The organism is Streptococcus sp. 1F3, assembly GCF_054968985.1.
This window is the reverse complement of sequence record NZ_JBUEQR010000044.1, coordinates 27,055-40,107: the sequence shown is the minus strand read 5'-3', so window position 1 is coordinate 40,107 and position 13,053 is coordinate 27,055. Positions and strand designations below refer to the sequence as shown.

Here is a 13,053-nt window from a genome sequence, read left to right as displayed (position 1 = left end):
CTTTCACAATTCAGAATTGTGAAAGGTTGGAAATGAGAGTAGCACTGCTCATTTCCTTATAATCGAAGCCGAAGGTAGAACGAGCGTTCACCAAGGCAAGTTAACGAAGTATCCTTTTGATTTTTAAAGAGTATAACCATCAAACTCCCCTTCCTACCAATGGGAGGGGAATTTGATTAGAAATGAGAATATGATGAAAAAAACAATTTTAACAAAATACTGCAATCTAGAAGAACCAAAAGTTTCAAATGGTAATAGCTTTGAAGAAAGATTTGAACAGTATATTGAAAGTAAAGTAAAGAAAGTAGTCAATAATCCTCAAAAGTATCCGTTTATAACAATTATGAACAAGGGAGGATAGCTATGAAATCATCACAGTTTAAGTACCATGAGACCTTACAGTATGACCTCCCTGAATTTGGGTTTACGATTTATACCTTTGTGTCTTTAGCCAATATCAAAAACAGATATTGAGGTGAGGGATGAGACTATTTTTTAAGAACCGTTTATACAGAATCCTAACGATTTCAAGAATGCTAAACGCTCTTGGCTCCTATATCTATAATTTAGTTTTTGTTATCTATGCTGCTAGTTTACCGCAAGCTACAATTACCGTCTTTATAGCAAATATGGTAACCATTATTCCGACAATGTTTACATTCTGGGTCGGTATAAAGGCAGATCATACTCGAAACAAAGGTTCAGTGATGGTGTTTGTTGGCATTCTTCAAGCCATTCTGTTTACCTTGGTCGCTTTTGTTATTGAAAATAAGACCTTCCTTGTGTTTTCTTTTGTATGTCTTCTAAATATTCTGAGTGATCTGCTAAGCGATTATGCTTCAGGTCTACGCTTACCTATCTTACAAAAGAATCTTCCGAAAGAAGAATTGTTTGAAGCCTACTCCTTTGCCCAATTCGTTTCCTATCTATGCAACATCGTTGGACAAACATTTGGTGTATGGTTGCTTACAATCTCCAATAATCATTTTGCATTTGTAGCTATCATCAATGCAGTATCATTTCTACTATCTGCTATTGTCCTTTTCCTCAATAAAAAGAAACTGACTCATGAAGCGGTTGTTAGTTCAAGTAAGTCGGATTCTTTATCAAGGCAATTTAAAGAAATGTATGGAAAAATGGATACCATTTTTAAACGTTCAAATAATGTTTCCTTTTTAAAAATAGTATCATCGATATTGTGTATAAATGCGCTGGGTGGAGCGGTTGGTAGTATTTATAATTTCTATTTCATGAAGCATACTTTACTAAATTTGAGTTACGGAAAATCTTTGCTTGTAGTTGAAATTGCATTGTTAGCAGGGGCTATTTTAGGTAGCTTAACACCCCGCGACTATTTCTCAAAGAAAAGTTTTTCAACTCTTTTAGTCATCAATAGTTCTCTATTTGGGCTTGTTGGACTTGTAAATTCAGTATCTTTCAGTCCATTATTTGGTATTATTGTATTAGCTTTTGCTAGCTACATCATGGGGAAAGCAGTACCAAAACTAGACGCCTTACTTATGGAAAGTCTGCCTTCAGATATTTTAGCACAAAGCAACAGTTTTCTAGGCATGCTTTTTACTCTATCACTTCCTGTTGGGACCTTCCTCTTTTCCTCGTTAGCAGTTTACAATATAACAACTACCTGGTTTGTATTTTTGCTTATCTCAATCATCGCTCTATTGTTATCTCTCCATAAAAATTAGAAATATACTTGAAAAAACTTAAACTGAATCATTCCAGTAATCCATCGCTTGAAATAATGGGGAAAAATAAAGATTGAAAAAACAACGAAAAAATGTTCATAAAATTCTAAAAATTTCAAAAATAACTGTTGACAACGAAATACTATTTTGTTATGATAGAGATACAAAAATAAGGAGGTGCCATTATGGGTGGTATTAATTGCGGAATGTCCAACAATAGAACTAATATAAATGAGCCCTATCGCTTGGAATATGCTTTGTACTCTAAGTATTTATTTGAGTGTTTAGAACAATTCTATCATGCTAATTCTCTAGTTGAAGAATTTACCCTTTTGGAAAAAGAAAATTCTAGCAGAGCATTATCAGCGTATAAATCTACTTTAGTAGCGATTCAGGATACGATGACCTCATTGGACAATGCTACTCAATCGCTTATTAATTGTTATAACGAGATTGCACCTTTATTCAAATACAGTCGTTTAAAAAAAGGCTCGGTTGATCAATACAGAGGTTTTGAGAGTTCGTTTGCAAAAACATTATTTGAAAATGAGGGAATGGTGACAAATGAAACAAGTACTTGGAATTCTGTAATTGATTCTCTCCAAAATGGAGGCGAGGTTGAGTACTTGCTTTATCAACAAAGAGAGTTAAGTGCATTCAAAAATATTTTACAAAATCTTTTTGAAGAATATAAACTACTAGAGAAACATGTTCGTTTGGGAGTATCCTATATAGCTATTAGAGACATGACTGTTAAAGTTACTCCTTTGACTGCGATGGCTTTAACAAAAATTAGTGAGCTAACTAGTTCATTGACATACTTATGTTTAGCTGAATTTGCTGCTCATACTAGTATTTCAGGGAAAAAATTAGAATTATTTGATTTATTGCCTAATTCTAGTAGTGATAGTATGATTTTCAAACAGGTTAAATGATGATTTAAATTCTGTATCTTTCTTAAGATGCGGGATTTTTTAGATAGGGGTGTGCTATGCTTGAAGAAGTTTCTTTACTTGGTATAGAAGGATTTTATACTTATCATGTGACAGAGAGCGAAACATTTCGCCCTTGTGCTACACGAAAAACAAAGCTAGAGGCTATAAAAGCAACAGAATTGGAGAGAAAGGAACTGGATTCAATTTTTTATGGAAATTTTCCAGAGGTACTTTTTGGGAGGGCATTTCTAGGTGATTTTTTGTTACCCATTCACTTACATCCGTTTATGTGGCAAAAAAGAGTATTGAAAGATGTTGAATGGTATAATCGAATGAATGTTGCATACGTTCCATTTTATCATTATAAAACAGGGAAGTTAAAATATATTCCAAAAGAGCTTACTATTTATGATAAAGAAAAAGGAACAGGTCTTACTTTTAGCCCTCAAGAAGGATATTCATTTGACTATGAGTTAGAGAAAGCTAAACTAAAAGCTATGATGGAACTGATTGAAAAAGATGTGACAACTTTGTGGTGGCATAGAGAAACATCAAGTGAGTTCATTATTATAGACGAAAGCTCCAGTGATGAGGTTTTATCCATTACAGAGTGTTTAACTAATCAAAATATAAAATTAACTTTGTTAAATATAAAAAATAATTTAGATGTCTATGTTGTAGTATCTATTCTAGAACAAGATGATTATCCAAGAGTAGCGTATGGTAGTGCTGCACATTTTGATATAGTTGAAGCAGTAAAACATTCAATTTTTGAAGCAATCTCTTGTATAGCAGGATTAAGATACGAATTTATAAATTTTAAGAGGATAAATACACATATTTATTATCCAGATTTTATTTCAAATAGTAAGTCTGCAAGGATATCTGATTTTTCTATCATATTGGATAACCAGCGAGCAATTAGTGAGTACGACATTTACTATTCTTACATTTCAATAAATGATGGATATTTAGTGAAAGCTTATTCTTTTGAATTGCAGTCTAGCTTATACTGTGATACTGTTCCCTTGACAAAAAGATTTTTTACAGCCAGTGATATAGATGCTGTCGTAAAGCCTTATTTTCCATTTTTATAAGAGGTTTCTATGAAAATAAAAAGAATTCTTACTTCTGATTTTATTGCTACAGTTTTATCATCAGCTCTAAATATCTACATTTATTGGTTTGCCTATCACTATTTTGAAACCCAAACAATGATTGGGTTAGTTGGATTAGGACAACTGAGTGGCATTTTTCTATCCACTTTGGGAGGTGGCATATCGGACAGGGTCAATAAACTGACTTTTATTAAAATACTGAAATTTCTAAAAATTTTCTTACTACTTATCATTTGGAGTTTGCAAGGAATTCTTGATTTAGCACTGATACTTCCTTTATTTATGTTTATTTCAACAGCGATAGGAAGTTTGCTATCTCCTACATTAGAATCTCTCATTCCTTTTCTAGTAAAGACAGATGATGAACTATTTCGTGTGAACTCTATCGTGGCAAGCCTAACACAGACAGCGACCGTTTTATCCGTAGTTCTTTCAGCTTTATATATTTCCCTTTTATCTTTTTCAACTGTCTTATTGATTTCGCTGATTCTGTCAATCCTTTCATTTATTTTATTACTACACATAGCTGTAGAAACACCCCTGCAATCCGTTTCAGTCTTTCAAACCATTTATAAAGGATTGTCTTATATTCTGAAAACATCCTATATTCGTAATTTAATCCCAATCGCTTTGGTAATGAACTTTTCATTTTGGAGTATTTTTCTTCTGTTACCCAAAATTATGAATGATCATTTTTCATTTTTTAATATTTCTTATAGTGTCTTGGAATTGTTCTTTGCCTTTGGAGGAATTGTTGGTGGATGGATTTTTACCAAATATTTCTTTAGCTACCAAAATAAATACCACTTATTTAGAGTAACCCTCTTTTTACAGAGTTTAACCTTATTGTTATTAGGGATTGATTTGTTGCTTCAAGCCAAGATTCTATCTTACACAATTTTGCTCTTTTTATGGTTTTTATACGCTTTGTTCAATACCATTTTTTCCATCATTTATTTTGGAAATCTACAAATTAAGGTTCCGAAAGATATTATCGGTAGTGTATTTGGTACGATTATAACTTTATTTTCTCTCGTCAATCCATTTGCGGCCATGGTTTCTAGTTCCTTGGTAGCTATGTTGCCCATTCCTATTTTAGTTATCATTTTATCCATGATGATGTTGCTGGCGTCTATATGTGTCGGATTGTTGCCAGTCTTCCAATCTACCTTTGATTAAAGGAGGTGTTTGATTTGCCTGTTCTAACTTTAAAAAATATAAGCTGTGAGATTGCAGGACAGACCCTATTTGAAGCAGAGAAATTGACAATAGAAGAAGGAGATGTTATCGGCCTAATTGGAAAAAATGGGTCAGGAAAAACCTGTCTTCTAAAAAGTCTCTCGAATCAGTTTAATGGTATTTCAGGAGAGAAATTTGGAAATCCATCTGTGATGTTTAGTGAGCTAATTTTGACGGAGTCCATGACCAAGAGTGGGGGAGAACTTGCTATTGCAAATTTTTTTCAGTCTTTGAGGGAGTCCGTTAGTTTACTGTTGTTGGATGAACCGACTACTTATCTAGATGAGAAGAACTTTTCAAACGTTGTCCAAATGATTAAGCGTTCCTGCTCTTCTTTTTGTATAGCCAGCCACGATCGTAGGCTTTTAAGAGAAGTTGCTACGAAAATATGGGTGATTGAACAAGGAAAAATACAAGAATATGCTTGTGGTTTTTCAGATTACTTACAAGAGCGTTCCTATCGGCTGATACAATATCAAAGTGATTTGAAAAAATACCAAAAAGATAAAAAAAAGATAAAAGAGAGCCTTCAAGCAATGAAGGAAAAAAGAGATCAAAAAAAGGGGAAACCGAGAAAAATGAGTCCCTCTGAGTATCGCATTACTGGTGTGAAGACAAAAATAAATGTTAAACAAAAGAAACTGCAAAAAGGGATTCGACAACAAGAGAGTAAGTTAAATACTCTTCAAAAACCAGAGAGGGTTGAAGAGGATATAGATATTTCTTTTTTATCTACACTTACTTGTAGACCCAAAAGGCAAATTCTTATTCCAACTCCAGAAGCTCAATCTGGAAAAAATTTTTTAGAATCACTTTCTTCTATTACCTTACACAGTGGTGAAAAAATTGGGATTAAAGGAAGGAATGGCTCAGGTAAAACAACTTATTTAAATTATATTTTATCAACTCTTCCATCCAGTTACAGGATAGGTTATTTTAAACAACATCAGTTGAACTTTGAGAACGAAGAAGACAGTGTTTATGGATTTATTTCTGAGAAGGCTGGAGGGTACTTAGAAGAAAGTCAACTGCGTACACTACTCGCTTTGCTTGATTTTAGAAGGGATAAAGTCTTTTGTACCATCAAGTATCTAAGTAGGGGAGAACGAGCAAAACTCGCTTTATTGGGATTTTTAGTGAGCGATGTGGATGTCTTGTTGCTAGATGAAATCACAAGTTACTTAGACATGAAAACTATAGAAGCAGTGGAAAAGGTACTACATTCTTATCCAGGAATCCTCATTTTTGTGAGTCATGACCACGATTTTATCAAGAACCTGGCGACCATCGTTTTAGATATAGAAGAAAGAAAAGGGGTTGAGAATGGAGGCTTATAAATTATTTCATAAGCAATCGAGTTTATCATTAGAAAATGCGAAGGAATTTTCTGATATTGCCTCATGGGTAGCAAGTATGCGAGATTTTTCTAAACAACTAGCCTTCCAAATGCCAGAGGAGTGGAAATTAAAATATAAATTGAAATATTTTGGTCGGGAATTAAATGAACCAATTGCTTCACTCCTAAATTCAAGAAGGAGTGTTCGGAACTTTTCTACAACAAGTATTTCCGTAGATGATTTTGCTTTTATTTTAAATAATAGTTTGGGAGTATCTCATATTGAGGATGAGAACATTTATTTTACTTATCCGGTTAGTGGAGGAATTGAATCTATTATTCCTATTATATGTGTAAGTAATGTTGACGAAATTGAACAAGGAATTTATTATTATTGTGCAAAGGAGTTTAGTCTATTTAAAATTTCTGATTTTTCTTTATGTGATTATGAAATGCTGACCTCCTCAATTCAATTAGCGACTCAATCAGCTTTCTCAATACATTTATTTTCGTCCACTAAGCAGAAATGCTATAAATATCAAGATAGAGGTTATCGCTTTTTATTACTTGAATGTGGTCATATTATGCAAAGTATACACCTATGTTCTTCTGCGACTGGAGTTGGATGTACCATGTCAGGAGGAGGATATGATATTCCAACTTTACCTACACTGCATTCTTTAGTAAACGATGATGATATCTTAGTGTTATATGAGTGCTTTTTAGGTTCAGTTTAAAGTAAAAGTTTCTCGTTTTGTTGAGGCTAAGAAAGTAATTCTTTCAGATTCCAAAACATTTATAATTGATACTTTTAATAGAGGACAAGAAGTAATATTGAGGAGCATATTACTAAATTAGACTAGTAATCTAAAATCCTAAGAAGATTTTATTATAAACTCCTTGGGATTTTATTGTATGTGACTTTTAGTCCGTCACAATCTGTATACGTAAGGTGCGTAGCAAATAAACTAGCTGTTTGAATCAATGTCATTAAGACATTAAGTTAAAGATTCTACTCCAATATTTATTGTGTAGGGTCTTTTTAAGTACGATGGGCATGTCGTACATCTGAGGTGAAAGTTCTCTGTGGGCATCCCCCACTGGTGAACCAAATAGCGACTCCCAAGCTTGAATACCGCGAGTTAGCGGATTAAAACGGTCTGGAGAGAGACCGTTTTAAGTCTGACGCAAGAAACCAAGATCGTCAGAGGAAGGGATGGCGAAATCGTGGCTTTACGAATAAAAACGTGATATTAAGGTATATTATAGAGGATGAGGGGACCTAATACTAATCCGAAACCAAAAATAGATACGAGATAACCATTTCCTATTTACAATTGATTCAATCATCGCTCTATTGTTATCTCTCCATAAAAACTAGAAATATACTTGAAAAAACTTAAACTGAATCATTCCAGTAATCCATCGCTTGAAATAATGGCTATAAAAATGATAAAAAATACTTGAATTTTCCCCTAAAGGTGCTATAATAGCAATCAGAGACAAGTCTGTTAGGAACTTTTTTCAAGAGAGTGCGTGGTTGCTGCAAACGCATAAAAAGCCTGATGAGATACTCCTCTTTTAATTTTTATGAAAACATAAAACGGTTGCTACGATATAGCTGATTCGAGGTGCTTGTTCTAATTTTATTTGAAGGAGGCAGGCATGAATGAAGGTGGAACCACGTTGCGACGTCCTTTTTAGGAGGTCGTTTTTGTTTTGATGTGAACGATAAATGGACTACCTACAATCAAAAGGATAGTTGCTTGGTCTCCATTTCACATGGAATTGAAAGATGCTATTCTGTCCTTTAGGATTTCATGTACGGGATTGTCTTGTTTACTGCTCTTTAGGTTAGAATTTCTATACAGTCCAGTGGGCAGTTGAAGAGGATAAGAGAATGTTTCTGGTGTCTGAACTGTCGAATACTATCGAGAATAGACCTTATTGCTATTGATGGAAGTATGAATGCGAGAAAGGGGGCAAATATGACGATTGAGGAATTACTAGCACGAAGCCTTGCGATTCGAGAGACCTATCGCAAACTTGAAATCATGCACCACGGGAGTGAGTGGACGATTGAAGAAGATTTGCTTGGCTTATCCAATGATATTGGCAATCTCAACCGCCTTGTGATGACTAAGCAGGGACGTTATTATGATGAAACGCCCTATAGCTTGGAGCAAAAGCTCGCTGAAAACATCTGGTGGCTAGTGGAGTTGTCTCAGCGTTTGGGGCTTAACCTTGAGGAAGAATTGGAGGCTTTCCTATCAGATAAGGAAAAGCGCTTTGGTATCTCAGATGCAGGGGAAAATAGTAGGTATCACTATTGAGTGATTCAAATAGAGGATGGGCTATTGAGACTGAGCAAGACTGTGGCAGGATTTCCACTTAGAATGTTCAGAGACGGTAAGTCGTTTCACCATATACAGGTTCTAAGAAAGGGAATTTCTTTGGTCTCACTGTCTGTAGTCCAGAGCTTCTGTTTTTCACAGTCTGCTTGACCAACCTGTCTCTAGATGAGTGTCAGTGACTAGTCCATGATGGGCAGATAGCTGATAATTAAGATTAGGATTATAAAGAAATAAGGAGAATATTAGATGATTAAGATTACCTTTCCAGATGGCGCTGTGCGTGAATTTGAGTCTGGCGTGACAACTTTTGAGATTGCCCAATCTATTAGTCATTCTCTTGCCAAAAAGGCACTTGCTGGGAAATTGAATGGCAAATTGATCGATACGACCCGTGCGATTACAGAAGACGGCTCACTTGAGATTGTCACTCCAGACCATGAAGATGCGCTTGATATCTTGCGCCACTCAGCAGCCCATTTGTTCGCCCAAGCAGCTCGTCGCCATTTTCCAGATATTCACCTAGGAGTTGGTCCTGCTATTCGGGATGGCTTCTACTACGATACGGATAATGAAGCCGGACAGATCTCAAATGAAGACTTGGCAGCTATTGAAGAAGAGATGAGAAAGATTGTCAAGGAGAACTTCCCAAGTATTCGTGAGGAAGTTTCAAAAGAACAAGCGCGTGAGCTATTCAAGAATGACCCTTACAAGTTGGAATTGATTGAGGAACATTCTGAGGATGAAGGTGGTTTGACCATTTATCATCAAGGTGAATATGTGGATCTTTGCCGTGGTCCTCATGTGCCGTCAACGGGTCGTATTCAAGTCTTTCAATTGCTTAATGTAGCAGGGGCTTACTGGCGTGGAAATAGCGACAATGCTATGATGCAACGGGTGTATGGTACAGCTTGGTTTGATAAAAAAGATTTGAAAAACTATATCCAGATGCGAGAAGAAGCTAAGGAACGTGACCACCGCAAACTTGGAAAAGAACTCGATTTGTTTATGATTAGTCAGGAAGTGGGACAAGGTTTGCCATTCTGGTTGCCAAATGGAGCGACTATCCGCCGTACCCTGGAGCGTTATATCACCGATAAGGAATTGGCATCGGGCTACCAGCATGTCTATACACCACCACTTGCTTCTGTAGAATTATACAAGACCTCAGGTCACTGGGAGCATTATTCAGAAGATATGTTCCCGCCAATGGATATGGGAGACGGGGAAGAATTTGTCCTTCGTCCAATGAACTGCCCACACCACATTCAAGTCTACAAGAATCATGTGCGTTCTTACCGTGAATTGCCAGTCCGTATTGCTGAACTTGGTATGATGCATCGTTATGAAAAATCAGGTGCTCTCTCAGGTCTCCAACGGGTGCGTGAAATGACCTTGAATGACGGTCATATCTTCGTTGCTCCAGAGCAGATTCAAGAAGAGTTTAAACGTGCACTGCAGTTAATTATTGACGTTTATGAAGATTTCAATCTGACGGACTATCGCTTCCGCCTCTCTTATCGTGATCCAGCAGATAAGCACAAATATTATGACAATGATGAGATGTGGGAAAATGCCCAAGCCATGCTAAAAGCTGCGATGGATGATATGGACTTAGACTACTTTGAGGCAGAAGGAGAAGCAGCCTTTTACGGTCCGAAATTGGATATCCAGGTTAAAACGGCTCTTGGAAATGAAGAAACCTTGTCAACGATTCAGCTTGACTTCCTGTTGCCAGAGCGCTTTGACCTTCACTATATCGGGGCTGACGGGGAAGAACACCGTCCTGTCATGATTCATCGTGGAGTCATTTCAACTATGGAACGCTTTACCGCTATCTTGATTGAAACCTATAAAGGTGCTTTTCCAACGTGGCTTGCTCCTACCCAAGTAACGGTGATTCCAGTTTCTAATGAAAAGCATGTAGACTACGCTTGGGAAGTCGCAAAAGAATTGCAAAACCATGGTGTACGTGCTGTTGTTGACGAGCGAAATGAAAAAATGCAATACAAGATTCGCCAAAGTCAGACGACTAAAATTCCGTATCAGTTGATTGTCGGTGACAAGGAAGTAGAAGACCGTGCAGTCAATGTTCGTCGTTATGGACATAAGGAAACGCAAACGGTTGGTCTAGCAGACTTTACCGAGCAAATCCTTGCCGATATCGCCAACTATTCGCGAGTGAAGTAAAAATAAGATACTAAGCCCGTAAAAAACCCAAAGCGAAAATAGGAGATTGCCGCAGTGTTCGATGAACACAAGACAATCTCTCTTTTTCGCACAGAGTTTAGGGCGAGTTCAATTAAGATGTGAGGACGTTAAGAAAATGGAAAGAAAAATAGGCGGCCGAACAGAAGTTGCTTGCAACTTCGTTGCGAGACCCCTGCGAAGATAGCTAGGCTAGTCACAAATGAAATGCAGTGAATAGTCAGCTAGCTACCGCCAATTAAACAAAGTATATTTCTTATTCATTGTTGGTCTTTTTTTCCGAGCTTTTAGTCCGAACTCAATTAAGATACGAGAGCGTGAAACGAGTAAAGCAAAAATAGGAGTTTTGACGCAGAACCTTTTGGTTCTAGGAAAAACGATCTTTTTTGCACAACTCGTAGCTCGAGTTCAATTAAACCAAGATACTAAGCCCGTGAAAAACTCAATTAAGATACGAGAGCGTGAAACGAGTAAAGCAAAAATAGGAGTTTTGACGCAGAACCTTTCGGTTCTAGGAAAAACGATCTTTTTTGCATAACTCGTAGCTCGAGTTCAATTGCACCAAGATACAAAGTCCGTAAAAAACTCAGTTAAGATACGAGAGCGTTTGACACGAGTATCACTCGTTTTATTTCCAAACTTTAGTCTATCCTTAGAAGTATAAAGGTATGCAACAACTTTTCACTGGATCATTTCTTTCGTACACCTTTTGCTTGTATGTTGCTTGCTTTACAGCTTTTGAATCGAAAATAAGGAGAGAAGTATGTGGCAGATTCTAGCAAAGCGCCACTGGGGGTTCACACCAGAAGAATTGACAGAACGCTATCGTGTGGCAAACCAGCTTCTGACCCTCAAGGCACAGGGCTGGTCTGATGATAGCTTAGGCAGGGTAGTCGCTAAAGAATTGGACTTGGGTGACAGTCGGATTGGCTCTCCCTTGTTTTGCTCACTTTGGCGACTAGAAAAAAGGCTCAAATCTCCTAGACAGCTCTTGGACTTGATTGTTGCAATAGTCGGTATGCCAGAGGAGGTCACGGGAGAAGTGCCCGAGAATCAAGCACTAGTGGCAGGCTTTTATCCAACCCTTGCTCCCCATGATTCTTTTTGGTGGGAGCTTTCTCAACTGGTTGACCAAGCCTTTAAAGAGCAGACCATGAGCCAAAAAGATTTGCTAGCGCGGCAACTGCACCAACTCCGCTATGTGATTTCTAGCCAGCAGGCAGAGTATGTCCGTCAGCACTTTAAACGCAGGGCTGAAACAGATAGTCAGGCTCTGGCTCGCTACTTGCGGAACACCTATCCCTGGTGGCGCTGGAAAAAGGACTATAGCATTGGAAGCTCTGCTCGTTTGCACAATAAGCTCAAATTTGAAAAGGGCAAGACAATCTATCCGTCAGGCTATTCTTCCTTTAATATCAAGATTCTGATTCACTTTCATACAGAGTTTATCCTTGATAGCCGAGGGAATTTCCTCAATGAACTAGATGCGCAAGAAGTGACTGAGATTGGTATCGTCAACGGAGCCAGTTTTAACTATGGAAAAGCAGGCAAAAGCCACTGGGACTTAGATGTTGATCCTGTAGGGCCTCATGACCCTGCCTTTCGCAATCAGGCAACGAAAGGCTTTCGTGCCCCCAACCGAAGCGGAAGAAAGGATTCAGACTATGAACGTAGCTATTTCAATCCCTGCGGTCTGTATGCTAAAGATGGCTTGTCTAGCTACCAACAGACCAAGCTAGTCGTACGGGATTTTAAGCAATTAATGAAAAAAAGAAATCGCTGAAGAAGTGTATGTCTTCAGCGATTTTTTCAACTTGGTAGGACGGAAGTCTGTCACTTTTTCTTCTCTGCAAGAATAGATAGGAAAAAAGCGATTGGTGAGGAGATTCTGTAACGATATCATTTTGCGAAGTATAGTCTATCTGGTTTTCTCTAAAAATATAGTAACGCATACTTTTAAGAGAGAAAAATGATAGAAGCCCTTATCAAAACACAGTATTTTTGGTAAAATAGAGGTGTCAAAAAAAGATGTTTCAGGCGAAATCTACTAATAAGGCAATGGAACTGAGAAAAGGCAACAAAAACCTACTGACACAAATCAAACAGATGAAAGGAAAATACGATGTCACACGAAAACATGCTTAAAAATGCAGGGGGGGG

The 13,053-nt window shown here is 37.2% G+C and carries 10 protein-coding genes; all 10 read left to right on the top strand.

From position 1 onward, the window contains the following. Positions 1 to 193: 193 nt before the first annotated feature. The 10 genes from ACVPON_RS04340 (at position 194) to ACVPON_RS04295 (ending at position 12,676) form a co-directional block, all read left to right on the top strand. Positions 194 to 361 (top strand): hypothetical protein, encoded by a 168-nt coding sequence (locus ACVPON_RS04340; RefSeq protein ID WP_462876529.1) that lies wholly within the window; start codon positions 194 to 196, stop codon positions 359 to 361. Between the two features lie 121 nt (positions 362 to 482). After that, on the top strand, positions 483 to 1,706 hold the full coding sequence (locus tag ACVPON_RS04335) for an MFS transporter (RefSeq protein WP_462876527.1): 1,224 nt from the start codon (positions 483 to 485) through the stop codon (positions 1,704 to 1,706). 185 nt (positions 1,707 to 1,891) lie between these two features. Beyond that, the gene (locus tag ACVPON_RS04330) at positions 1,892 to 2,641 is read left to right on the top strand and encodes a hypothetical protein (RefSeq protein ID WP_462876525.1); all 750 of its coding nucleotides are present in this window, start codon (positions 1,892 to 1,894) and stop codon (positions 2,639 to 2,641) included. Positions 2,642 to 2,697: 56 nt separating this feature from the next. Continuing rightward, entirely contained in the window at positions 2,698 to 3,738 is a 1,041-nt protein-coding gene (locus ACVPON_RS04325; protein ID WP_462876523.1) for a YcaO-like family protein, read from the top strand. A 9-nt stretch (positions 3,739 to 3,747) separates the two neighbouring features. Beyond that, positions 3,748 to 4,938 (top strand): MFS transporter, encoded by a 1,191-nt coding sequence (locus tag ACVPON_RS04320; RefSeq protein ID WP_462876521.1) that lies wholly within the window; start codon positions 3,748 to 3,750, stop codon positions 4,936 to 4,938. Between the two features lie 14 nt (positions 4,939 to 4,952). Further along, positions 4,953 to 6,335 (top strand): ATP-binding cassette domain-containing protein, encoded by a 1,383-nt coding sequence (locus ACVPON_RS04315; RefSeq protein WP_462876520.1) that lies wholly within the window; start codon positions 4,953 to 4,955, stop codon positions 6,333 to 6,335. Further along, positions 6,322 to 7,071, top strand: coding sequence for a SagB/ThcOx family dehydrogenase (locus ACVPON_RS04310; RefSeq protein ID WP_462876518.1), 750 nt, complete (start codon positions 6,322 to 6,324; stop codon positions 7,069 to 7,071). The genes ACVPON_RS04315 and ACVPON_RS04310 overlap by 14 nt, the downstream gene beginning before the upstream one ends. Positions 7,072 to 8,322: 1,251 nt before the next feature. Next, positions 8,323 to 8,667: a nucleoside triphosphate pyrophosphohydrolase family protein gene (locus ACVPON_RS04305; protein ID WP_462876622.1), complete on the top strand. Its 345-nt coding sequence runs from the start codon at positions 8,323 to 8,325 to the stop codon at positions 8,665 to 8,667. 267 nt (positions 8,668 to 8,934) lie between these two features. Further along, positions 8,935 to 10,875 (top strand): threonine--tRNA ligase, encoded by a 1,941-nt coding sequence (gene thrS / locus ACVPON_RS04300; protein WP_462876516.1) that lies wholly within the window; start codon positions 8,935 to 8,937, stop codon positions 10,873 to 10,875. 781 nt (positions 10,876 to 11,656) lie between these two features. Then, positions 11,657 to 12,676 carry a DUF3114 domain-containing protein gene (locus tag ACVPON_RS04295; RefSeq protein ID WP_462876515.1) on the top strand — a complete coding sequence of 340 codons (1,020 nt, stop codon included), beginning with the start codon at positions 11,657 to 11,659 and terminating at the stop codon, positions 12,674 to 12,676. Positions 12,677 to 13,053 lie beyond the last annotated feature (377 nt).